The organism is Ruminococcus sporogenes (assembly GCF_054655175.1).
Map to the genome: position 1 here is coordinate 355,699 of NZ_BAAHOA010000002.1, position 22,948 is coordinate 378,646.

At 36.6% G+C, this 22,948-nt stretch carries 23 protein-coding genes; 5 read left to right on the top strand and 18 right to left on the bottom strand.

The annotated features are described in order from the left end of the window. Nucleotides 1-22: 22 nt before the first annotated feature. The 3 genes from ACYQ0N_RS08140 to ACYQ0N_RS08150 all read left to right on the top strand — a co-directional run bounded on the left by ACYQ0N_RS08140 (nt 23) and on the right by ACYQ0N_RS08150 (nt 2,721). Nucleotides 23-1,237 carry an ROK family protein gene (locus ACYQ0N_RS08140; protein ID WP_460162397.1) on the top strand — a complete coding sequence of 405 codons (1,215 nt, stop codon included), beginning with the start codon at nt 23-25 and terminating at the stop codon, nt 1,235-1,237. Between the two features lie 294 nt (nt 1,238-1,531). Continuing rightward, on the top strand, nt 1,532-2,110 hold the full coding sequence (locus tag ACYQ0N_RS08145; protein ID WP_460162398.1) for a guanylate kinase: 579 nt from the start codon (nt 1,532-1,534) through the stop codon (nt 2,108-2,110). 107 nt (nt 2,111-2,217) lie between these two features. After that, on the top strand, nt 2,218-2,721 hold the full coding sequence (locus ACYQ0N_RS08150) for an HD domain-containing protein (RefSeq protein WP_177533115.1): 504 nt from the start codon (nt 2,218-2,220) through the stop codon (nt 2,719-2,721). Between the two features lie 110 nt (nt 2,722-2,831). Here ACYQ0N_RS08150 and ACYQ0N_RS08155 read toward each other — a convergent pair whose 3' ends face one another. Genes ACYQ0N_RS08155 through ACYQ0N_RS08175 form a run of 5 tightly spaced genes read right to left on the bottom strand, consistent with a single transcriptional unit; the run spans nt 2,832 to nt 7,199 of the window. Then, nucleotides 2,832-4,232, bottom strand: coding sequence for an aminopeptidase (locus ACYQ0N_RS08155; RefSeq protein ID WP_177533116.1), 1,401 nt, complete (start codon nt 4,230-4,232; stop codon nt 2,832-2,834). A gap of 13 nt (nt 4,233-4,245) precedes the next feature. Continuing rightward, a complete protein-coding gene (gene coaE / locus ACYQ0N_RS08160) occupies nt 4,246-4,881 on the bottom strand; it encodes a dephospho-CoA kinase (protein ID WP_460162399.1) in 636 nt (211 codons plus the stop codon). Beyond that, on the bottom strand, nt 4,878-5,897 hold the full coding sequence (locus tag ACYQ0N_RS08165; protein WP_460162400.1) for an L-threonylcarbamoyladenylate synthase: 1,020 nt from the start codon (nt 5,895-5,897) through the stop codon (nt 4,878-4,880). Before ACYQ0N_RS08165 ends, coaE begins: the two co-directional genes overlap by 4 nt. Before the next feature lie 3 nt (nt 5,898-5,900). Further along, nucleotides 5,901-6,977 (bottom strand): peptide chain release factor 1, encoded by a 1,077-nt coding sequence (gene prfA, locus ACYQ0N_RS08170; protein WP_460162401.1) that lies wholly within the window; start codon nt 6,975-6,977, stop codon nt 5,901-5,903. A 33-nt stretch (nt 6,978-7,010) separates the two neighbouring features. Further along, nucleotides 7,011-7,199: a DUF951 domain-containing protein gene (locus tag ACYQ0N_RS08175; RefSeq protein WP_177533120.1), complete on the bottom strand. Its 189-nt coding sequence runs from the start codon at nt 7,197-7,199 to the stop codon at nt 7,011-7,013. A gap of 191 nt (nt 7,200-7,390) precedes the next feature. Between ACYQ0N_RS08175 and ACYQ0N_RS08180 the strand changes: the two genes are divergently transcribed. Together ACYQ0N_RS08180 and ACYQ0N_RS08185 are read left to right on the top strand one after the other, a co-directional pair. Beyond that, nucleotides 7,391-7,729 (top strand): hypothetical protein, encoded by a 339-nt coding sequence (locus ACYQ0N_RS08180; protein WP_460162402.1) that lies wholly within the window; start codon nt 7,391-7,393, stop codon nt 7,727-7,729. Between the two features lie 184 nt (nt 7,730-7,913). Beyond that, on the top strand, nt 7,914-8,834 hold the full coding sequence (locus tag ACYQ0N_RS08185; RefSeq protein ID WP_177533122.1) for a S1 RNA-binding domain-containing protein: 921 nt from the start codon (nt 7,914-7,916) through the stop codon (nt 8,832-8,834). Nucleotides 8,835-8,879: 45 nt separating this feature from the next. Here the strand turns inward: ACYQ0N_RS08185 and abc-f are convergent, their stop codons facing one another. From abc-f to purM, 13 genes are all read right to left on the bottom strand, one after another. Then, nucleotides 8,880-10,358 carry a ribosomal protection-like ABC-F family protein gene (gene abc-f, locus ACYQ0N_RS08190; protein WP_177533123.1) on the bottom strand — a complete coding sequence of 493 codons (1,479 nt, stop codon included), beginning with the start codon at nt 10,356-10,358 and terminating at the stop codon, nt 8,880-8,882. A gap of 255 nt (nt 10,359-10,613) precedes the next feature. Beyond that, nucleotides 10,614-11,936, bottom strand: coding sequence for a hemolysin family protein (locus ACYQ0N_RS08195; protein ID WP_177533124.1), 1,323 nt, complete (start codon nt 11,934-11,936; stop codon nt 10,614-10,616). Between the two features lie 280 nt (nt 11,937-12,216). After that, nucleotides 12,217-12,669 (bottom strand): ATP synthase subunit B family protein, encoded by a 453-nt coding sequence (locus ACYQ0N_RS08200; RefSeq protein ID WP_177533125.1) that lies wholly within the window; start codon nt 12,667-12,669, stop codon nt 12,217-12,219. Between the two features lie 3 nt (nt 12,670-12,672). After that, on the bottom strand, nt 12,673-13,158 hold the full coding sequence (gene coaD / locus ACYQ0N_RS08205; protein ID WP_177533126.1) for a pantetheine-phosphate adenylyltransferase: 486 nt from the start codon (nt 13,156-13,158) through the stop codon (nt 12,673-12,675). A gap of 1 nt (nt 13,159) precedes the next feature. Further along, nucleotides 13,160-13,708 carry a 16S rRNA (guanine(966)-N(2))-methyltransferase RsmD gene (gene rsmD / locus ACYQ0N_RS08210; protein ID WP_460162403.1) on the bottom strand — a complete coding sequence of 183 codons (549 nt, stop codon included), beginning with the start codon at nt 13,706-13,708 and terminating at the stop codon, nt 13,160-13,162. Nucleotides 13,709-13,750: 42 nt separating this feature from the next. After that, entirely contained in the window at nt 13,751-15,574 is a 1,824-nt protein-coding gene (gene uvrC / locus ACYQ0N_RS08215) for an excinuclease ABC subunit UvrC (RefSeq protein ID WP_460162404.1), read from the bottom strand. 23 nt (nt 15,575-15,597) lie between these two features. Further along, complete coding sequence (locus tag ACYQ0N_RS08220) at nt 15,598-17,265, bottom strand: AMP-binding protein (protein WP_177533129.1); 1,668 nt, start codon at nt 17,263-17,265, stop codon at nt 15,598-15,600. A gap of 100 nt (nt 17,266-17,365) precedes the next feature. After that, on the bottom strand, nt 17,366-18,646 hold the full coding sequence (gene purD / locus ACYQ0N_RS08225; protein WP_460162405.1) for a phosphoribosylamine--glycine ligase: 1,281 nt from the start codon (nt 18,644-18,646) through the stop codon (nt 17,366-17,368). A gap of 51 nt (nt 18,647-18,697) precedes the next feature. Continuing rightward, nucleotides 18,698-19,876 carry a phosphoribosylaminoimidazolecarboxamide formyltransferase gene (locus ACYQ0N_RS08230; protein WP_460162406.1) on the bottom strand — a complete coding sequence of 393 codons (1,179 nt, stop codon included), beginning with the start codon at nt 19,874-19,876 and terminating at the stop codon, nt 18,698-18,700. A 14-nt stretch (nt 19,877-19,890) separates the two neighbouring features. Next, entirely contained in the window at nt 19,891-20,607 is a 717-nt protein-coding gene (locus ACYQ0N_RS08235; RefSeq protein ID WP_177533132.1) for an IMP cyclohydrolase, read from the bottom strand. Nucleotides 20,608-20,649: 42 nt separating this feature from the next. After that, complete coding sequence (locus tag ACYQ0N_RS08240; protein ID WP_460162407.1) at nt 20,650-21,198, bottom strand: putative ABC transporter permease; 549 nt, start codon at nt 21,196-21,198, stop codon at nt 20,650-20,652. Between the two features lie 22 nt (nt 21,199-21,220). After that, a complete protein-coding gene (gene purN / locus ACYQ0N_RS08245; RefSeq protein WP_177533134.1) occupies nt 21,221-21,868 on the bottom strand; it encodes a phosphoribosylglycinamide formyltransferase in 648 nt (215 codons plus the stop codon). Nucleotides 21,869-21,906: 38 nt separating this feature from the next. Beyond that, entirely contained in the window at nt 21,907-22,941 is a 1,035-nt protein-coding gene (gene purM, locus ACYQ0N_RS08250) for a phosphoribosylformylglycinamidine cyclo-ligase (RefSeq protein WP_177533135.1), read from the bottom strand. Nucleotides 22,942-22,948: the final 7 nt, after the last annotated feature.

Below are 22,948 nucleotides of genomic sequence, written 5' to 3' on the forward strand. Positions count from 1 at the left end.
TATAAAAAGGATGGTAAAAATTATGGAATATCAGGGTATCAGTAAACTCGATTTAAAAAGAAGAAACAGAATGCAGATTCTGAAAGTAATTAAAGAATGCGGTCCAATTTCCAGAGTAGATATTGCCAGCGCGTTGGAAATAACAAGAGCCGCCGTTACTATAATAACTAACGAAATGATCGAGGAGGGTGTTTTGTACGAAGTCGGAGAAGCGCCGGTTTCTCTTGAAAATCTGCAAAAGGGCAGAAGGAAAATACTTATTGATATTGATTCAAATTTCAAATTCGCCGTCGGCGCGTCAATCAGCGAAAACGGTGTCAGTGTCGGACTTTCTAATCTGAAGCCTGAAGTATTGGATAAAAATTTCTTGGATATTTCCGAGGAAACAACTTACGAGGAAATAGTTGATTTTATTGTAAACGAAACAAAAAGAATGCTACAGAACAGTTGTCTCGATCTTTCAAAAATTCTCGGACTGGGAATAAGCGTACAGCCTGAATTATGCAGTAAAATGAAAGTTTACTTTAAAGACGGAAAACTTGATTTTACTAATCTTACGGAAACCTTTACCAAGGAACTAAATATGCCGGTTGTATGCATGAATTCAATCAGCGCTTTGGCTTTAGCAAATCAGGAAACAAATATAGAAGACAGATCAGGTAATTACTTGTTTATTAAATTTGGAAAAAATATAAATGCATCTATTCTTTTGGAAAACGAAGTTATGCACGAATATTTAAATCATACTAACCAAATTGAACGAGCAATTTGCAAGCCTAACGGCAAAAAGCTCGATGGATATCCAGACGGCTCGGTTAAAGCTGAGCTTACAAGAGACGCTGTTATTGCAAAATATGCTGCAATATTATCTAAGGAAGAAACGCCTATATTATGGGAAGCTACTGAAGGAGACATTAATAATATCAATTATAAAACAATTACTGCCGCTGCCTCTAAGGGAGAAGCCAAGGTACTTGAAGTTTTAAATAGTATTATTGAATGTATAGCTATTTTGATAAATAATATTTCAACAGTTTTATTCGCCAAATTTGTAGTTCTGCATGGATTTTTTATGAACGAATGGTTATTTGATTATTTTAAAAATTATATTTCAGATTTCTGCGGCGAAGATATTGCAAAGAAAATTAAAATCAGCCGCGCTGAAAACAAGTTCGAATTTACCAGCGGCTGCGCTATTTCAATTTATGAATACTTTTATAAAAAAGGCGGTATCTGATAAAAATCCGGTGATAAACTCACCGGATTTTTTCATAAATAAAAAAACTGCGAATTAAATTATCAGCCGTTTTAGTGTTAAAAAAAACTACAAAAATATTTTCATGAATGCAATCAAAAACAATACTGCTTAATTTAAAATCAGCTTATTCTTCATATTAAAACCACACTTTATTTCAATTCATTCAAGTATACTATAACAAAATCCAAATGTCAAACTAAGGTTTTATTGCAATTTTCTACAATTTATAGTATAATAAAAACAGTACTAAATTATATTCTAAGGAGAACTAATTTGAACAGAATATTTTGCATTGTAGGAAAAAGCGGTTCCGGCAAGGATACAATTTATAATAAAATTATCAATCAATATAAAACAAAATTGATTCCGGTCATACCATTTACTACGCGTCCTAAAAGAGCAGATGAAAAAAACGGTGTTAATTATTTTTTTGTAAGCAAGGCGCAAATGAATGATTATGCAAAAAACAATAAAATTATTGAAAAGCGTCAATATAATACTATACAGGGGGTATGGGATTATTTTACATTAAAATTCGATGTAACTGATAATAACGATTATATACTTATTACAACCTTAGAAGGAGCCCACGGCATAATAAAAGAATATGGTTCAGAAACAGTACATATAATTTACTTATACCTTGACGACAAGGAAAGATTAATACGATGTATTAACCGAGAAGCAGTCCAGGAAAATCCTGACTATACTGAAATATGCAGAAGATTTATAGCGGATCAGCATGATTTCTCTGATGAAAACCTTAGAAGATTTAAAAACATACACTATATAAATACATATAATAAATTAAATGATTGTCTTGATCAATGGAATAAAATTTATGATAAATAATTTTTTAATATTCTTCTGGTATTTTTAAAAATTTTCATATTTTTACACTTGACATTTAGAATCAAAAGACATATAATATAAGCATAAAATTAAATAGAGGTGATAAAATGGTTAAAGCTGTCGGTTCAAAAAAAAATTTACTTGAACTGCCTTTTTACAGCTATATTTCCGATATATTTGAAAATGAAGAAATTCAGAAGCTTGGTAAGTTTACTCATCATATATATACAACAAGGTTGCAGCATAGTCTGAATGTTTCTTATTATAATTATTTGATATGTAAATTCTTTAGATTAAACGCCGTTGCTGCGGCCAGAGCAGGTCTGATGCACGATATGTTTTATTATAATCGTAAAGAATATATAAAAGAAAACGGTGAAAAATCGCATAATTCAAGGCATCCAAAAATTGCGGTTGAAAATGCAAGGGAACATTTTTATATTGACTCTCTTGAAAGTGACATTATTGAAAAGCATATGTGGCCGGCAACCATAAAACTGCCAAAATACAAGGAAAGCTATGTTATAGTTGTTGTTGATAAATACTGCGCTATACTTGAATTGCTTTCGCCGAAATATCAAAAAATAAGAAATAGATTCAGAAAATCATAATAAATATAAACCCGGATTTAAACTTAATTCCGGGTTTATTTTAATAATAACATGATTTTGCATAAAAGAGTTAAAAAAAAGCATGAACAAACTGTTCATGCATTTTTTATTTAAGAAATAAATGATTGAAAAGCTCTGTAAGTCATATATACATCAATTTTTGCAACGGTTTCAAATGGAGCATGCATAGACAATACAGGCACTCCCACGTCTATAGTATCAACATTCAGATTAGCAATATATGCGGCAACAGTTCCGCCGCCGCCCATATCTACCTTTCCAAGCTCTCCTGTCTGCCAGATAACCTTGTTATCATCCAATAACTTTCTTATTTTACCTACAAACTCTGCGGACGCGTCTGATGTACCGGATTTTCCTCTCGAACCGGTAAACTTTGTTACAACAACTCCGTAATTAATAAACGCGCAGTTTCTTTTATCCATAACATCAGGAAAAGTAGGATCAAACGCAGCATTTACATCAGCAGACATACATTCAGAATTTGATAGTACGTCTCTTCCCTCTGCTCCGAATGCTGAGGCAAGATCCGCAATAAAATACTTCAGATATGCGGACTGAAGTCCCGTATTTCCGTCGCTGCCGGTTTCCTCTTTATCTGTTAGGATAGTAACAGCCGTATATTTTGGATTTTTGCATTTTACAGAAGCCATTAAAGCCGTATAAGCGCAAACTCTGTCATCGTGACCGTAAGCTCCAATCATGCTTCTGTCAAAACCAATATCCTTTGCCTTGAAAGCGGGTACTGCTTCAAGCTCTGCCGAGAGAAAATCATCTTCAACAATACCGTACTTTTCGTTAAGAATCTGCATTATATTAAGCTTTACAGCATCGCTTATGCCGTCCTCCTTAAAAGGTCTTGATCCTATAACAATATTAAGCTCCTCGCCCTTTATTCCCTGAGCAAGATTTCTTTTCATCTGGTCTGCGGCAAGATGAGGTAAAAGATCGTTTACACAAAATACCGGATCGTCCTCATCTTCTCCGATCGTAACCTTTACCCTGCTGCCGTCCGCCTTTATGATAACACCGTGAAGAGCCAACGGAATAACCGTCCACTGATATTTCTTTATTCCGCCGTAATAATGCGTCTTAAAAAGAGCCATTTCAGTATCTTCATAAAGAGGACGCTGCTTTAAATCAAGCCTCGGAGAATCTATATGCGCAGCGCAGAGTCTTACTCCCTTTTTTATGTCTTCACTTCCGATTACCGCTGTGATTATAGCCTTGCCTCGATTATTCCTGTAAATTTTATCTCCAGCTTTAAGCTTCATCCCCGGTTTAAATTCTACAAAACCGTTATCTTCAATAAGCTTTACCGCAAATTCCACAGCTTCCCTTTCAGTTTTAGCTGCGTCAAGAAACGCCTTATAGCCTTCGCAGAATTTATCGCACTTTTTAATCTCGTCGCTTTTCATTTTCAAATAAGCATTTTCCTTATTTGAAAGAAGAGTCTTCTGTAATTCTTTGCCTTCTGATTTTTCCTTACTCATAATAACCTCCGATTCAGCAATTATATTTATTATTATAATAGTCCCTTATTTTATCCGAAACTTCTTTGGCAACATCGAATAAATTTTCCATATTACCATTATTTTTAATAATAAAGTCAGAATTATTCCTGAAAAATTCTTCTTTAAGCTGAGAATCTATCCTATTCTGAGCAGATTCACGACTTATTGAATCTCTTTCCATTATTCTTTTAATCCTTAAATCCTCGCGGGAAACAACAGATATTATAAGCTCACAGAAATCATCTGTGCGGCTTTCAAATAAAGTTGGAGCGTCAAGAAGTATCAGCTTATGCCCCTTATTAGAACATCTGCGTATAGTCTCTAAAATCTCCGAGGTTATATAAGGATATGTAACAGAATTTAGCAATTCAAGCTTTTTTTTATCTGCAAATACAATATCTCCCAGCAAACGCCTGTTTAGACTGCCGTCTTCAAAAAGTATATGCTGTCCAAAGAATTCGCAAAGTTCCTTTAAACATGGAGATCCTTTAACAGTCACCTTTCTTGCTACTAAGTCTGCATTTATGATTGTAAACCCATTTTGCTCAAACACTCTGCACACGGTTGTTTTACCGGCACCCGACTGACCGGTTAGTCCGACTATCATTACATTTTCAAAGCAGTTCATAGGCTTATCACCTCAAATCCTGCCGCTCTTAGCAAGCGATTATAAACCGCTAAGCCTTCGTCCTCTTTTGAAGACGGCGGCCTTACAAAAACTGTAGCCGCACCAAGATCATCAAGCTCACGCAATTTTGCAAATAAATTATGCGCCTGCTGCTGACTGTTTTTTCCATATGTCAGACACCTACAAGGTATATCGTATTTAACATCTTCATCTGATATAAGACAATAATTTCCATTTTTATTATTTTCCGATACAAAACGGCAGAAATTTTCTATATCTCCTTCAACTATAACTATATTAGCTTTTGGGGAATAATGCTTATATTTCATTCCGGGAGATAAAGCCCTTTGACCTTCGCTGATATCATTTATTATCGCCTTATCTACTATAACATTTGGAGCGACAGTTTCGAGCATATTTTTTGTTATACTTCCCGGACGGAGTATTCTTAATGTATTATTATCATCAAAAGAAATAACAGTTGATTCAACCCCAAAAGAACAGCTTCCTCCGTCTATTATAGCTGGAATTTTTCCGTTCATATCCTTTAACACATGCTCCGCAGTTGTAGGACTTGGATAACCTGAAATATTTGCCGAAGGAGCAGCGATAGGTCCTGTAAGCGCTATCAGACTTCTCATGACCGGATGCGCCGGCATTCTTATAGCGACGGTATCAAGTCCTCCCGATGTTTCATAAGGAACCATATTATTCTTGGCTACAATCATTGTAAGTGGTCCTGGCCAGAAACGCTCGGCAAGACTATAAAATAGTTTCGGAACATCATGAGCAAGTATCCTTACAGTTCTCATACTGCATATGTGCACAATAAGAGGGTTATCAGCCGGACGTCCTTTAGCTGCAAAGACAGCTTTAACAGCCTGAGGATTAATCGCGTCGGCGCCAAGACCGTAAACCGTTTCAGTAGGAATTCCGACAACCTTACCGCTTTTTATTAAATTCGCCGCAATAATCAGATCCTCTTTTGAATCTGATAATAATCTGGTATTTTCCATTTCTTAATGATTCTGCTGCATTGCAAGCTTTGCCGCCTGATCGGCAGTCGCCAAAGCGTCCAGCACTTCCTCCAAATTTCCGTTTAATATATCCTCCAAGCGGTAAAGCGTAAGTCCGATTCTATGATCAGTCAAACGGCCCTGAGGAAAATTATATGTTCTGATTCTTTCAGAACGATCTCCCGTCCCCACCTGCAATCTTCTTTCAGAAGCTATTTTATCATGCTGTTCCTTCTGCATTTCCTCGAATAAACGAGATCGAAGAATCTTCATGGCCTTATCTTTATTTTTAAACTGACTTCTTTCATCCTGACATTCAACTACAAGACCTGTCGGGATATGAGTTATTCTGACGGCAGATTCTGTCTTATTAATATGCTGACCTCCTGCGCCGCTTGCTCTGAACACGTCTGTTTTCAAATCTGACGGATTTATTTCAAGCTCTACCTCGTCAGCCTCTGCCAAAACAGCTACTGTTACGGTAGAAGTATGAATACGCCCCTGTGATTCCGTTTCGGGAACTCTTTGAACACGATGCACTCCGCTTTCATATTTAAGGCGTGAATATGCTCCGTCGCCCTCAATTGAAAAGCTTATTTCCTTAAAGCCGCCCAGCTCAGTAGGATTAGTATTCAATATATCCTGCTTCCAGCCCTTGGATTCCGCATACATAGTATACATTCTATAAAGAGAATTTGCAAACAGCGCGGCTTCTTCTCCGCCTGCTCCGCCTCTTATTTCAATTATAACATTTTTTTCATCATTAGGATCCTTAGGAAGAAGAAGTATTTTAAGTTCTTCGGAAATAAACTCCATTTTTTCTTTAGATTCCTTGTATTCAATCTGCACCATATCTTTAAATTCTTTATCCAGATTTCCGGAGTCTAATAATTCCTTTGCTTCTGTAAAGCTATTTTCAGCAGATTGATACTCTTTGTATTTTTCTATAATCGGAGAAAGATTTTTAAATTCTTTCATAAGCTCTGCAAACTGCTTCTGATCATTTGCAATATCAGGCTCTGAAAGCTTATTGCTCAATTCATTATATCGCTGCTCCATCAGCTTTATCTTTTCTATCACTTCTTAAAATTCACCCTTGCCGTCCTATATATTTTATTCATTATCATTTCTAACGATTCTTTTTATATTCTTTTCAATTTTATTCCGTGGGATCATAAATTCCCTCGAGCAGCCAACGCATCTAAGTTTAAAATCCATACCTGCTCTTATAACAAACATTTCGCTGCTTCCGCAGGGATGTTTTTTTTTCATAATCAATATATCTCTTGGTCTTACATCCATAAAGCTTTCTCTCCGAATTCGATTAAAAAAGATATAATATATATTATACCCTATTTTTTTCATTCAGGCAACATTTTCTACAAATATTTTTATTTTTTTATAGAAAAATAATAAAAAAGACAAGGAGGAAATGTGAAATCTCACATTCAAATAATAAAATGTATACTAAAATAACCGGAGAATTCGAATCAGTGGAATTTGCGGAAACTGCCGCAAGATATATAAGAGAAAGAGTAAATGGTGAAAAGCAAATAATTATTTACCCCAATAAAAATAAATTTAAGGGCTGCGCAGACAGTGAAGAAGCATTTATAACTTCTCATGAAAAAATTATGATGCTGCTTCCCTATTCGGCGGACTCAAATAATTATGCGACAAGCCTGATTACAAGACCGATAGATACTTCAGCAGCCGTCAAGGAACCACTGCTGACTAAGTCCGTAAGAATGGAAGTTACCTGTGAGCACAAAAACAAAGAAAAAGTAATACAATATATGATTTCCTGCGGAGGCTATGAAATTCACAGCTGACAAATACAAAGAATAACGTTTGAATTTTCAGCATATAAATTAATCAGCCGTACATGCAGTGACGGAAAAGACCTGGTAATTAATGAACCTTGTCTTTATGGAATAGCTGTAAAGACAGGGTATCAATGTTACGGTCAAAAAATAAAAATCAAAGATTCATAAGAATCGGAAAGGCAAGGAATAAATGAAAGCATATCAACCTGAGGGCTGTCTTATAAATACGGCAGAAAATAAGCGTCTGATTGCCTCATCCGCCGGTTTACATGAAGCCATGGCGGGAGGAAAAATACTGGAAGGACGGGTGAGCGTTTGCGACGGCGAGCATAATATGATTATTGATTTTCCCTGTATGAAAGGAATAATTCCCAGAATTGAAGGCGCAATAGGAATAGACGATGGAACTACACGGGATATAGCTCTTATATCAAAGGTTAACAAACCAGTTTGCTTCAAAATTATTGCTATTAACTGCGATAAAAACGGAAATGAAACTGCTGTTTTGTCAAGAAGGATTGTTCAGGAGCAATGCAAATCAGAATACATAGACAATTTAACTCCCGGAGATATAATACCTGCCAGGGTTACCCACCTTGAACAGTTCGGCTGCTTTGTAGACGTCGGCTGCGGTATACCTTCACTTATACCAATAGACGCTATCTCAGTCTCAAGAATATCACATCCTTCGGACAGATTTAAAGTTGGTCAGGACATTAAAGTAATAATAAAATCTCTTGATAACGGAAGAATCTGGTTGTCTCATAAGGAGCTATTGGGTACCTGGATTGAAAATGCCGCAATGTTCAAAACCGGCGAAACCGTTTCCGGAATAGTACGTTCGGTTGAAGATTACGGTATTTTTATAGAGCTTACTCCAAATCTTGCCGGACTTGCCGAGCCTCGTCATGATGTAAGCGTTGGGCAGCAGGCCAGCGTTTATATAAAAGCAATTATACCGGATAAGATGAAGGTTAAGCTTATTGCCGTTGATGTTTTTGACGCGGAATATAAATCGGATAAATTACAGTATTTTATAAACGACAAACATATTTCACACTGGATATATACGCCGGAGAATTCATCAAAGGTAATTGAGACAATATTTTAATTTATAACCCCGCGAAGTATTTTTATACATGGCGGGGTTTATAATTTATTTAATTATAATTATTTTATCGGCAATTTTTTCGCAAAATGCTTCATCATGCTCAACCAAAAGCAACGTGGGGCTATATTTCATTACCGCATTTTCTATTTGAATTCTTGAGATTATATCTATATAGTTAAGCGGCTCGTCCCATATATAAATATGTGCAGGAGTGCAGAAGCTTGCGGCAACAGCTGTTTTCTTCTTTTGTCCCTCGCTGAAGCTTCCGATGTCCTTCAAAAAGTGCTTACGGTCAAATCCAAGCTTTTTTAATATTGTTAAAAGCTGACTTAAATCAATATTTCTTTTCAATGCAAAATCCTCAATTGTTCCATGAAGATCAGATACGTCCTGAGGTATATATGATATTTTCAACTGAGCTGATTTATATAAATTACCGTCATAATCAATGTTATCTCCGCATATAAGCTTGAGTATACTTGATTTTCCGCAGCCGTTGCGGCCTTGCAAAACAACTTTCTCGCCTCTGTTTATATCAAAGCTTATACCACTGCAAATTGTTTTTCCGTTATACTTAACAGAAATGTTATCAAGAGCCAAAATTCTATTAGCGTAGAAATCTGATACAGATATTTTTAAATCCTCTGTTTCTTCATAATTCTTTAATAATTCTGATTTTTCATTTAAGGATTTCTCAACTCTTTCTTTAATATTCAATGATCTTGACATCATCTTCGCAGATTTATGCCCAATATATCCCCTATCAGGTCTAAGGCCGGAATTTCTTGTCCCAAACTTAGATTTTTCGGAGCTTTCGGACCATTTTGATACCTTATCCGCCGCCTCACTGAGCCTTTTTATATCCTTTTTAAGCTTTTCATTTTGAGACAGCTCGAAATTATCTTTCAGGTCCTTATTATACTGCCATGAAGAATAATTTCCCTTCTGTATTTCAATATTTCTACGGTTTATTGACAAAACATGATCTATACATCCGTCCAGAAAGCTTCTGTCATGAGATATAAGTATAAATCCTTTTTTTCTATTAAGATATTGAGAAAGCAGTTCTCTTCCGTAGGCGTCAAGGTGATTAGTCGGTTCGTCTATAAGAAGAAAAGAATTACGTTTTAGAAACATTGCGGCTAGTAACGCTTTTGTCTGTTCTCCATTTGAAAGCGTAAAAAATTCTCTGTATAAGATATCGTCCGACAGTTCCAAATATGACAGCTCACGATATATCTCCCAATCCTCAGCATAACTTATATTCCGTATTATATCAATCGTATATTGATTTACATCGGATAAATTATACGGAAAGTATTCAAAGGATACAGTCGACGTAATTTTTCCCTTGTATTCAAGCTCTCCTGACAATATACGGAAAAAGGTCGTTTTACCTCTTCCATTTCTTCCTATGAATCCCAATCGCCAATTCGTATCAATTTGAAAGCTTACATTTTCAAAAACATTATCATAATCGTCAGAATATGAAAAAGTAAGATTGCTGACATTTATCAATGACATAAAAATACCTCCTTAATTAATACAAGCCGCAGAAAATCCTGCACCTGTATAAATCAAGAAGGAAAAGGCATAATCCACCCTATAATTCAGGCAAAAAGGCATATTTTCTGCGGATAGGCACAGCAAATAAAATGAATGAAATCATTCATCACTAACACTTTGAAGCGCCTTAAATCAATCAGCAGAAAATATTGCGCATTTTTTCACCTCAAATCTCATTTAATGATATTATTATATCATAATAAGAATTTATTGTCAATCTATGTTATCTAATTTTTCATCTATTTTTACTTTCAAAAGGCATTTTTCTATTCTATGATTCCTAACCTGAATTATTTCCGCCTTTAAAACATCAGTCTCAACAAATGTCATCGTATTATCCTTTGGAAACGATCCTGAAAAGGACATCAGATATCCTCCTACAGTATCAAATTTATCCGTTGGAAGATCAATCTTAAGCGCTTGAGCAGCTTCAGTAAGAGGAACAATTCCTGAAGCGCACCATTCATTTTCACCGGTCTTTTCTATTTTTTCAGACATTTCATCCGGAAGAATTTCAGAAAAATCTCCGACAAGCTTCTCTACCAGATCAGTAACAGTTACAATACCGTTGACGCCGCCGTATTCGTCAATAACAACGGCAAAATGATCTGCGTCATGTTTCTTCATATTATCAAATAATACATCCGCCTTCATGTATTCATGTACAAAATACGGTTCCTTCACCGCATTTTTCATTACGCTTTCCTTGCTTTTATCATCAAGGCAAAAATAATCTCTTACATCTAAAATACCCAGAACATTGTCAATTTTACTTCCGCAAACCGGAAACTTACTATGCCTGCTTTTATATATCGTCTCGCACCATTCCTCGTCGCTTTCATCAATAGATAAATATTTGACTTCTGTACGATGCGTACAAACCTGATCCACGGTAAGATCATCGAAAGCAAAAATATTCTTTATAATTCTGTTATCCTCTTCATCTATAGTTCCCTTTTCAGCCCCCGCGTCGGACATCATCAATATTTCTTCCTCAGTAACATTGTCGTCATCGCTTTCAGGATCTATACCAAGCAAATGAAGCACTGCGTTGGTTGAAATATTGAGCAGCCATACAATAGGTGCAAACAGCTTTGAAATAAACGATATCAATCCGGACATTCCTAAAGCGAGCGATTCGGATTTTTTCATCGCTAATCTTTTAGGTACAAGCTCTCCGAATATCAAAGTAAAATAGGAAAGAACCAATGTAATCAAAACTACTGAAATACTTTTTAATACGCTTTCAGACAGCGGAATTCCTAAATTAACTGCAGCCCTTGCCAGAGGCTCCGCGAAATTATCCGCTGCAAACGCTGAACCGATAAATCCGGAAAGCGTAATAGCAACCTGTATTGTCGCAAGAAATCTTGACGGCTGGTTAGTGAGATTTTTAAGACGCTTAGCTCGTTTGTCGCCGCTTGAAGCCAGTTTATCAAGCTTTGCGTCATTTATTGATATTACCGCAATTTCAGCGCATGCAAATACTGCATTAAGAAAAATTAATATAACCTGTAATAATAACTGCCAAAACATTTATATCCTCCAAAAATTTAATCGATATTTACATAAAGACACAAAAAGGCATAATCTAACACAAAAAGTGCAGACCATGCCCGTATATTATTACATTGATTAAAAAATAGCAGTTATTATTATCGTCGTCACTGCTGTCCATACTGCATTATCACCTCAAATTCATATATTGACAAGATTATAACATCCTACGGAATATTTGTCAAGACATTTCACAGAAATTATTTATTGAATAATAAAAAATCAAAACGCATAAACTTTAATTTATGCGTTTTAAACATTATCTTTTATCTCTTAATTCACTTTTAGTTTTACGGACATCCTGTAAAACCGCAGTCATAAACCTTTCAGTTTTGTTCATAAGACTATCTGTATATTCGCTGGCTTCCTTTTTCATTTGATTAGCCGCAGTTTTTGCTTTTGTTAGAATATCATAGGCCTTTTTAGTCGCTTCCTTAACTATAGCGTCCTGAGAAACAATAGAAGCAGCCCTTTTTTCTGCCTGGTTTATTATAGCCTCAGCTTTTTCCTTGGCTTCATTCAAAATCCTGTTTTTATCAAAAACAACGTTTCTTGCCTCTTTTATTTCAGAGGGCAAATGCAGTCTCGCATCATCAATAAGTTCTCTTAAACGATCAGTATTTGCAATATATTTATTGCCGGCGAACGGAAACGGTTTTGCCTTATCAATAACATCATCCATTTCATCCAAAATATCATCAATCTTATTCATTTTTTACTCCTTTACAAGTCTGCTTTGAATAAACTCCAGTACATTTTCAGGAACAAACGGACTTATGTTACCGCCGTATTCAGCAATCTGTTTTACAACGCTTGAGCTTAAATACATATTTTCAGCGGACGTCGTTAAAAAAACAGTTTCCGCCCCTGAATAAAGCTTTTTGTTTGCCAGCGCCATTTGGAATTCATATTCAAAATCACTGACAGCTCTCAATCCCTTGACAATAGCGATTGCACCGACATCCTTAACATAGTCCGCAAGCAGACCGTCCAATATATCTATAACCACATTATCAAACTGTCCGGTATTTCGTTCTATCATCATCATTCGTTCATACAATGAAAAGCTGGGTTTCTTTGCAGAATTTACAGATATTAAAACGATTACTTTATCAAACAGCGTCGAGGCCCTTTTTATTATGTCAAGATGTCCGAAAGTTATTGGATCAAAGCTTCCGGGACATACAGCAATCTTCCTCAATTTAAGAATCCTCCCCGGACAGACAATATAACGATACTTTTATTTTACCATACTTATAAATCTTTTTCAACCTTAAATTATTAATTTCGTCAGGAAGAACAAGATTTTTTTCATGCTCACAAAATATTTTTCCGCCGGACTTCAGCTTATCGCATAAATCCGGCAAAATTTCTGTCAAAATTCCCATATCATACGGCGGATCTAAGAAAATAAAATCAAACTTCTGATCCGTTATTTTCAGAAAATCATGTCCATTCATGTTAAACAATTTTGATTTATTTTCTAAACCAGTAATAGCCAAGTTTTTCTTTACTGTTTCAAGAGATTTTTTAGAATTATCAACAAAATAAGCTCTATCCGCTCCCCTGCTCAATGCCTCAATACCAAGCTGACCGCTGCCTGCAAATAAATCGAGAACTGAAGCTCCTTCCAAATCAAATTGTATTGATGAAAATATTCCTTCCTTTACTCTGTCGGTAGTCGGTCTAATATCATTCCCGTCAAGCGTTACTAATTTCTTTCCTCTTGCAAAACCGGTAATTACTCTCATATTCACTCTCCAATATCAACATTTAAATTCAGCCGTAAATCGTTATAATTCATTCTGAATAAAATTATATAGCTCGTTAGCTATATTGATATTTACTCCTGCTGTTTCCGATAAGTCTTCTGGACCGGCGTTTTTCAGATTAGCAATAGTTTTATATTTCAGCATCAGCTTCTGAGATTTTTTTACGCCTATTCCCTTGACCTTAGTAAGCTCAAAATTAATACTGCTTTTAGTATGCTTTGATTTCATGTATGAAATCGAAAATCTATGAACTTCGTCTTGAATTTTGGTCATTAATATAAACGCCTGTTTATTCCTTGAAACCTCTATTTCCCCGCCGTCAGTTGAAATTGCTCTTGTTCTATGTTTATTATCCTTAACCAATCCAAAAATGGGAACTTCTATATTATAATCCCTAAGAGCGTTTTTAACTGCATTGACATGTCCCTGACCGCCGTCAAGAAAAATAAGATCAGGAAGCTTTGAAAAACCCTCGTCGCCGCCTTTTGTGTACTCGTTAAAACGTCTTTTCAAAACCTCCTGCATACATGCGTAGTCATTTTGAATAACGTTATCCTTGATTGAAAAGCGCTTATATGCTTTTTTCAGAGGACGTCCATTTTCAAATACTATCATTCCTGCAACCATTGAAGACGAAGAATAATTGGATATATCATAAGCCTCTATATACATAGGCGGCTTTTTAAGTCCTAAAATTTCCCCAAGCTGATCAAGAGCCTCTATTTCTTTGCCAGTTCTGTTATTTTTTATAGACAAATACTCTTCAGCATTATTTTTAGCCATCATAACATATTTAAGCATGCTTCCCTTTTTAGGAAATATAAATTTTATATTCTTATTGAATTTTTTATTAAGCGCTTCATTTATAAGCTGATAATTTTGAAATTCACTGTCAAAATAAATATTTTTCGGCATAATTGTTTTATCAATATAGTATTGTAACACAAATGTTTCCATTAAATTTTCCTCATATTCATTTATAGAAAAATAATAAGAGGACTTATCATAAAGTCTGTTTTCTCTGTACATCAGAATTGAAATACACGAGCCATAAGGACTTTTGACTGAGGCTATAATATCACAGTTTCCCATATTTAAATCAAGAATTTTCTGCGTCTGATTTGATTTTGAAATAGCTTTAATTCTGTCCCTTATTTTTGCGGCGCGTTCAAAATCAAGATTTTCAGCAGCTCTTTCCATCTCAAGCTGCAGGCTCTTAACAGACGATTCGCTTCCGTTCTTTATATAATCCAAAGCCTGACCGACAATATTCATGTATTCTTCCCGACTGATATCACCAGTGCATACACCGACACATTGATTAATATGATAATTAAGACATGGACGTAATTTTTTCTGATTTCCGGTAAATTTTAATTTACATGTAGGCAGCTTAAAGGCTTTATTAACCTCTCTTACAGTCTGGGTAGCAATATATGAGCTCATATAAGGTCCTAAAAATGTTCCGCAGTTATCGCATTTCTTTTCAGCAGTAATACGAGGGTAGGCTTCATCTGAAATTTTTATATAATGATAACCCTTATCGTCTTTAAGTAAAATATTATACTTAGGTTTATGCTGCTTTATTAGACTGCATTCAAGCAACAGCGCCTCATATTCACTGTCAGTCACAATAAAATCGTAATCAAAAACGTTTTCAACCATCTTGGCAACTTTTGGAGTATGATCGGGATTACTCCTGAAATAACTGGAAACACGATTTTTCAGATTCTTAGCCTTGCCAATATATATAATACCGCCGTTTTCATCTTTCATAATATAAACGCCCGGAGAAACTGTCAATCTTAATGTTTTTTGCTGAAGATACTTTAAACGATTATTCATTATTTCCTCCGGGAGTCTATTATTCAGTTCATTTTATTGTCTTTCTGACGAATTTCTTTCCTTTTTATTTTTCCGCCTATTGTTTTTGGAAGCTCGCTTACATATTCAACAATTCTCGGATATTTATAAGGAGCAGTTACTTTTTTAACATGATTCTGTATTTCTTTAGTAAGTTCCTCGCTTGGTTCAAATCCCTTTGCAAGTACTATAGTCGCCTTCACAACCTGTCCCCTGATAGGATCGGGAGCTGATGTAACGGCGCATTCCACGGCAGCGGGATGCTCTAAAATCGCACTTTCAACTTCAAACGGTCCTATTCTGTAGCCTGAGCATTTTATAACGTCGTCATTTCTGCCCATAAACCAATAATAACCGTTTTCGTCACGCACTGCCACATCTCCGGTATCGTAGTAATCGCCATACAGAGCTTCATCAGTCATTTGTTCATTCTGGTAATATCCTGTAAACAGACCTACCGGAGGATTGCTTTTTACATCGTTTACAACGATAGTTCCTTCCTCGTTCGGTCTGCATTCCTCACCATTTTCATTTATAAGCCGTATATCATAAAGAGGAGAAGGCTTTCCGGTTGAACCGGCCGAAGGCTCGAGCCACTTGAAATTAGCGATAAGAACCGTTCCCTCTGTCTGACCGAATCCCTCGCGAAGCTTTAAGCCTGTAAGGGCGTACCAATCGTTGAATACCTGCGGATTAAGCGGCTCTCCGGCAATACAGCAGGTTTTTATACTTGATAAATCAAACGATTTAACGTCCTCCTGAAGCATAAATCTAAACATAGTAGGAGGAGCGCAAAAAGTTGTAACTTTATATTCCGTTATTTTTTTTAGAAGATTAAGCGGTATAAATTTATCCATATCATATGCGAAAATAACTGCTCCACATATCCATTGACCGTAAATCTTTCCCCACCCGAACTTAGCCCAGCCGGAATCAGAAACACTCATATGAAGCTTATTTTCCTGTACCTGCTGCCAGTATTTAGCCGTAACAATATGCCCAAGAGGATGAGCAAAATTATGCTGTACCATTTTAGGCATTCCGGTAGTACCGGAGGTAAAGTAAACGAGCATTATATCATTCCATTTGTTTGCCTCACTGCCGACAGGACGTTCAAAAGCATCGGAAAACTGAGCTATCCTTTCTTCAAAATACTCCCAGCCTTCAATTTTTCTTTCAACAATAACCTTGGTTTTCAGGCTCGGTATCTCAGACTGAGCAGCATTAACCTGATTTATCACAAATTCATCAGGCAGACATACTATAACGGATACTTTCGCTGCATTACCCCTGTAAACTATATCCTTTTTAGTAAGCTGCAATGTTCCGGGAATTAAAATTGCTCCGATTTTGTGCAATGCCGTTGCACAAATCCAATATTCCCATCTTCTTCTTAGTATCAGCATTACTACCGTTCCTTTTTTTATACCGATACTTTTAAAATAATTAGCCGTCCGGTTTGATAGCTTGGAGATATCGTTAAAAGTAAATTTCTTTTCTTCTCCATGATCGTTGCACCAAACTAAAGCATTTTTTTCCGGCTCTTTCTTTGCCCATTCATCGACAATATCAAATCCAAAATTAAAATTTTCAGGAATGTTTACCTTGTAATTTTCCTTGAAATCTTCATAACTATTGAATTCAATCCTTGGTAAATATCTGTCTAACAGCATTATATATTACTTCCAATCAATTAAATATATCATTACAGTTATAATTTTTCGCTATGATGAAATTATACCATAAATAATATTATATATTTACAGCACGCAATCAATTAATGCAATTAAGAGCTTTCAAACCAATATCCTTTCTGAAATGCATATCCTTAAAATTAATTGATTCAACGCCATTATAAGCTTTATTTATCGCTAATTCCAGCGTTTTTGCAGTTGAGGTAATTCCTAACACACGCCCGCCCGACGTTATAAATTGATCATTATTTAGCCGAGTACCTGCATGAAACACTAAATGACCGTTTAATTGTCCGTTTTCATCAAGACCGCTTATCGAATATCCAGACGCATATTTAACCGGATAGCCTCCGCTGGCCAAAATAACGCAGGCAGCGCATTCGTCCTTCCATTTAATATCAATATCCTCTAATTTTTCATCAATAACAGCTTCGAAAACAGTGAGCAGATCCGTATCGAGCAGCGGAAGAACTACCTGAGTTTCAGGATCGCCGAAACGGCAATTATATTCAATAACCTTAGGTCCTTCCTCAGTCAGCATAAGTCCAAAATACAGACAGCCTTTAAATTTACGGTTTTCACTATTCATCGCCTCAATAGTAGGAATAAATATCTTTTCCATACATATATCTGAAATTTCCTGAGTATAATACGGATTTGGGGCAACAGTTCCCATACCTCCCGTATTCAGACCCTCATCATTATCATTGGCTCTTTTATGATCCATAGAAGTTACCATAGGGCTTATGGTTTTGCTGTCGGTGAAGCATAAAACAGATACCTCAGGACCGGTAAGATATTCTTCAATCACGACATTCAAGCCGCTGCTGCCAAATATCTTATCCTCCATAATAGTATTAACAGCAGCTTTCGCCTCGTCAAAATCTTCAGCAATAATAACGCCCTTTCCAAGAGCCAGTCCATCTGCCTTAATAACTATAGGATATTTATTATTCTTTTCAATATAGCTTATGGCGTCGGCAGAATTATCAAAAACTTCATATCCGGCCGTAGGTATTTCATATTTTTTCATAAGATTTTTGGAAAATACCTTACTACCCTCGATAACGGCGGCCGATTTATCCGGACCGAACGCTCTAATTCCTTCAGCTGTAAGCGCGTCGACCATTCCCATTACCAGAGGATCGTCAGGCGCTACCACAACCATATCTACGGAAAGCTTCTTAGCGAGATCAACAATACCGTCAATATCGGTAGCCTTTACAGGAAAGCACTCAGCAAATTTAGAGATACCTCCGTTACCCGGAGCACAGTATAGCTTTTCAACTCTGTTACTCTCGGCAAGCTTCATAACTATTGCGTGTTCTCTGCCGCCTCCGCCTACAACAAGTATGTTCATTAAAATTCCCCTTAATAACCGTATTTTAACTTCATTGAATTATTAACATAATCAATGATGAAATAATCTAATACCTGTAAACGCCATTGCAATATTATATTTATTGCAGGTATCAATAACATTATCATCTCTGATGGAACCGCCCGGCTCAGCAATAAAGGAAACACCGCTTTTTCTTGCCCTTTCAATATTATCGCCAAACGGGAAGAATGCGTCGGATCCAAGGCAAACTCCGGTATTTTCAGAAAGCCATTTTCTTTGTTCTTCCTTTGTAAAAACAGGAGGCTTCTCCTTAAATATATTCTGCCATGCGCCTTCTGCAAGAACGTCCATATAGTCTTCAGAAATATAAATATCAATCGCATTATCCCTGTCGGGACGGCGTATATCATCTACGAATTTAAGGCTTAAAACCTGTGGCGCTTGACGAAGCCACCAAATATCGGCTTTATTTCCTGCAAGTCTGGTACAGTGTATTCTGGACTGCTGACCTGCGCCGATACCGATAGCCTGTCCTTCCTTTACATAGCATACCGAATTAGACTGAGTATACTTCAAAGTTATAAGTGAGATAAGAAGATCGCGCTTTTTATCCTCAGGAATAATCTTATTTTCAGTTACAACATTATCAAGAAGTAAATTATTAATCAATAGATTGTTTCTGCCCTGTTCAAAGGTTATACCGAACACCTGTTTTTTCTCTATTTCTTCTGGTATATAATCCGGATTCATTTTTATTACATTGTATGTCCCTTTACGCTTAGATTTTAAAATCTCCAGCGCCTCAGGAGTATAATCCGGAGCTATTATTCCGTCTGAAACTTCCCTTTTGAGCATAAGAGCTGTCGCCTTGTCGCAGGTATCCGAAAGTGCGACAAAGTCACCGTAAGATGACATTCTGTCAGCTCCTCTTGCTCTTGCATAAGCACATGCAATTGGAGAAAGTTCCTCGAGGTCGTCTACAAAATATATTTTCTTTAAAGTATCTGATAATGGAAGACCAACCGCAGCTCCCGCAGGAGAAACATGCTTAAAGGAAGTAGCGGCGCAAAGTCCTGTTGCAGCTTTTAATTCTTTTACAAGCTGCCAGCCGTTGAATGCGTCCAGCAGATTAATATATCCGGGATTACCGTTAAGTACCTCGAACGGCAGCTCAGCGTTATCTATAAATACTCTCGACGGCTTCTGATTAGGATTGCAGCCGTACTTTAAAAACATTTCTGATGACATAAATCAAACCTCTCTCAGCAATTTTTATTGTAAATTTCAGTCTTATATGTACCGTCTGACAGATCAATGTATCTGACAAATAACGATACCTTATTTTCGCTGTTCAAACTATTCCAAATATTGCTTCCGAATTCACTAATACTGCCCTCTACAGCTATAAGCTTGGGCTCTCCTTCAAAGCTTGGAAGCGGATTTCCGTCGCCCATATATGTATGGATAAAACGACCCTCTCCGTTTATAGGATTATTATATGAAAAAGTGAAACGATTACAGGAATCGGGATTTCCATTTTCGCTTTTCAAAATAGACATAGCATAATTAAAGGTTTTCTGCGGATCAACCTTTATTATACCGGAAATTCTGGGAGTATAATTAGGAGCGTCCGGTTCAAACTCTCTTGTTCTCAGCGACTGCTCGAACGTCATCTGATTATTCATCAAATCATAAATAGTGTCAGTCTGGTCACCGTTTGTAACAATAGTCTTATTACCCAGAACTCTTACCGGAGAATAAATAATAAGACTCGGATCAGTAAGCTTGGACGGATCGTAAGCCTGAGTTCTGATACCGCAGCCATCTTCAACAAATATTCTGTTTCTGCTGTTTTCGCTTCTTCCCATAATAAAATAAGCGGTAACAGCATATTTTCCGTCAGATGATTTTCCTATTATAATTCCTCTGCCCGGATAAGAATTGCTTTTGAGTTCTTTTGATATGTCTAATTTATTCATAATAAGAATCCTTTCCGAAATGTCAATAATATGAACGTAAAATCAGTTTTTAATAATAAACGTATAAATACAGTCTGCCGATAAAATTGCCAACATAACTGCCGAGATAATATTTAATTGATTTTTACCCGGCTTTAACAATATCCAGTCAAAAAAAGGCTGAACTATGTAAAGAAAAATTGTTCCTCCCAGACCGAATCTTAAAGAAGTCGATAATGCAATACGTCCCTGAAAATTATATTTATAATCCTCATACGTCTGCCAAGGCCATGATCCTGATGCAAATTCCAAAATATAACTCGCCGTCAACTCTATTAAAGTTGCAATAGCCGCACATCCGATAAAAATGATTATTGGTTTAATAATATTAAGCCATCTAATATCTTTTTTTCTCATCAATTTCCCAAGACAAAGCAAAAAGGACATTGCTCCTACTCCATATACCGGACAATACGGACCGAATAACACTCCCCTATTAGTGAAACCCCATTGATAAATAAAAGTTTCCAAAATAACCTCATAGCTCCAGCCTAAAACAGCATATAAAACAAAGCAAATAAAATATTTCTGAAGCTTATTGAAATAGTCCATTTATTATCACATCCACCGGCTATTATTCTTTTATATAAGCCTTGCCGTTAATTATCTCAATCCTATCCTGGCAAAACAATGAAACAGCCTCGGGAAGTATCTTCCATTCAGCCTGTTCCATTATTCTTTTTTGTAGAATTTCAGGAGTATCATTATTCTTAACCTCGACGGGCTTTTGCAGAATTATTGCACCGGCATCTGCCTCCTCGTTGACAAAATGAACGGTTGCCCCGCTGATTTTAACGCCGTAATCCAATGCGGCCTCATGCACCCTTAATCCATAATAGCCCTTTCCGCAAAACGATGGTATAAGCGCCGGATGAACGTTGATTATTTTATACGGATAAGCCTTGATAATTTTCTCGTCAAGAATTGTCATAAATCCCGCCAGCACAACTAAATCAGCATACTCCTCATATAACGCTTCCATTATTGCTTCACTGTATTTTTCGCTGCTTTCAAACGATTTTCTGGGAATAACCCTCGTTGATATACCGTTATTCATTGCACGAACCAACGCATATGCGTCAGCTCTTGAAGATATGACGCAGGTAATTCTTCCACCTTTTATACCGCCGTTGTTCTGTGCGTCGATAAGCGCCTGAAGATTGGTTCCGCCGCCGGAAACCAAAACAATAATATTTTTTAGAGGCTTATCATAGTTTTCCATAGATTTCTCCAATCTGCCGCAAAATAACAGCGATTTAATTAGCTGATAATAACGCCTTCATCACTTTGCACAAGCTCACCTAATATATAAGCTTCAGCGCCAGATGAATTTAACACATCCAGTGCCTTGTCGGCGTCCGCCTTATCAACAGAAACAGTCATACCGACGCCCATATTAAACGTATTGAACATATCTCTTTCCGGAATATGACCTGTTCTCGCAATAAGATCAAATATAGGGAGAATATCAATAGAATTTCTTTCAATCTTAGCGGAAAGACCATTCGGAAGAGATCGCGGAATATTCTCATAAAAACCGCCTCCGGTTATATGAGATACGGCGTTGACCTTAACCTGTTCAATAAGCTTAAGAATAGGCTTTACATATATCTTGGTAGGAGTCAGCAGACATTCTCCGAGAGTAGTTCCTAAATCTGAAAAATGCCTTGCTAAAGTTTGTTCATTTACAGTAAAAATCTTTCTTACCAATGAAAAGCCATTGGAATGAACCCCGCTGGATTTAATGCCTATTAATACATCGCCGGCTTTCTGATCCTCCGGTCTTAAAATCTTATCTTTATCAACCACGCCCACTGAAAAGCCTGCTACGTCATATTCGTCGGCAGGATAAAATCCGGGCATTTCAGCAGTTTCACCGCCGACTAAAGCGCAGCCGGCTTCAACGCAACCGTCAGCAATACCTGAAACTATATCCGCGATTTTTTCAGGATAATTCTTTCCGACAGCAATATAGTCAAGAAAAAATTGCGGAGCAGCGCCGCAGCATATAATATCATTAACACACATAGCAACGCAATCTATACCAATCGTATTGTGCTTATCCATCAAAAACGCGATTTTAAGCTTTGTTCCTACACCGTCTGTACCGGAAACAAATACCGGCTTATTGATTCCGGTCAGATCGGGCTCAAACAATCCTCCGAATCCGCCGATACCAGTCATAACTCCGCTTGTAGCCGTTCTTGCAACATGCGATTTCATTAATTCAACCGCTTTATAGCCTGCTGTTACGTCAACTCCGGCCTTTTTATAACTCTCAGAATAACTCTTCATTAAACCG

Coding starts and splice junctions, on each gene's coding strand:
- ACYQ0N_RS08140 (WP_460162397.1), top strand. CDS start 23: ATGGAATATCAGGGTATCAGTAAACTCGATTTAAAAAGAAGAAACAGA.
- ACYQ0N_RS08150 (WP_177533115.1), top strand. CDS start 2,218: ATGGTTAAAGCTGTCGGTTCAAAAAAAAATTTACTTGAACTGCCTTTT.
- ACYQ0N_RS08155 (WP_177533116.1), bottom strand. CDS start 4,232: ATGAGTAAGGAAAAATCAGAAGGCAAAGAATTACAGAAGACTCTTCTT.
- coaE (WP_460162399.1), bottom strand. CDS start 4,881: ATGAACTGCTTTGAAAATGTAATGATAGTCGGACTAACCGGTCAGTCG.
- ACYQ0N_RS08165 (WP_460162400.1), bottom strand. CDS start 5,897: ATGGAAAATACCAGATTATTATCAGATTCAAAAGAGGATCTGATTATT.
- ACYQ0N_RS08175 (WP_177533120.1), bottom strand. CDS start 7,199: ATGGATGTAAGACCAAGAGATATATTGATTATGAAAAAAAAACATCCC.
- ACYQ0N_RS08185 (WP_177533122.1), top strand. CDS start 7,914: ATGAAAGCATATCAACCTGAGGGCTGTCTTATAAATACGGCAGAAAAT.
- abc-f (WP_177533123.1), bottom strand. CDS start 10,358: ATGTCATTGATAAATGTCAGCAATCTTACTTTTTCATATTCTGACGAT.
- ACYQ0N_RS08195 (WP_177533124.1), bottom strand. CDS start 11,936: ATGTTTTGGCAGTTATTATTACAGGTTATATTAATTTTTCTTAATGCA.
- ACYQ0N_RS08200 (WP_177533125.1), bottom strand. CDS start 12,669: ATGAATAAGATTGATGATATTTTGGATGAAATGGATGATGTTATTGAT.
- rsmD (WP_460162403.1), bottom strand. CDS start 13,708: ATGAGAGTAATTACCGGTTTTGCAAGAGGAAAGAAATTAGTAACGCTT.
- uvrC (WP_460162404.1), bottom strand. CDS start 15,574: ATGAATAATCGTTTAAAGTATCTTCAGCAAAAAACATTAAGATTGACA.
- ACYQ0N_RS08220 (WP_177533129.1), bottom strand. CDS start 17,265: ATGCTGTTAGACAGATATTTACCAAGGATTGAATTCAATAGTTATGAA.
- purD (WP_460162405.1), bottom strand. CDS start 18,646: ATGAACATACTTGTTGTAGGCGGAGGCGGCAGAGAACACGCAATAGTT.
- ACYQ0N_RS08230 (WP_460162406.1), bottom strand. CDS start 19,876: ATGTCATCAGAAATGTTTTTAAAGTACGGCTGCAATCCTAATCAGAAG.
- ACYQ0N_RS08235 (WP_177533132.1), bottom strand. CDS start 20,607: ATGAATAAATTAGACATATCAAAAGAACTCAAAAGCAATTCTTATCCG.
- ACYQ0N_RS08240 (WP_460162407.1), bottom strand. CDS start 21,198: ATGGACTATTTCAATAAGCTTCAGAAATATTTTATTTGCTTTGTTTTA.
- purN (WP_177533134.1), bottom strand. CDS start 21,868: ATGGAAAACTATGATAAGCCTCTAAAAAATATTATTGTTTTGGTTTCC.
- purM (WP_177533135.1), bottom strand. CDS start 22,941: ATGAAGAGTTATTCTGAGAGTTATAAAAAGGCCGGAGTTGACGTAACA.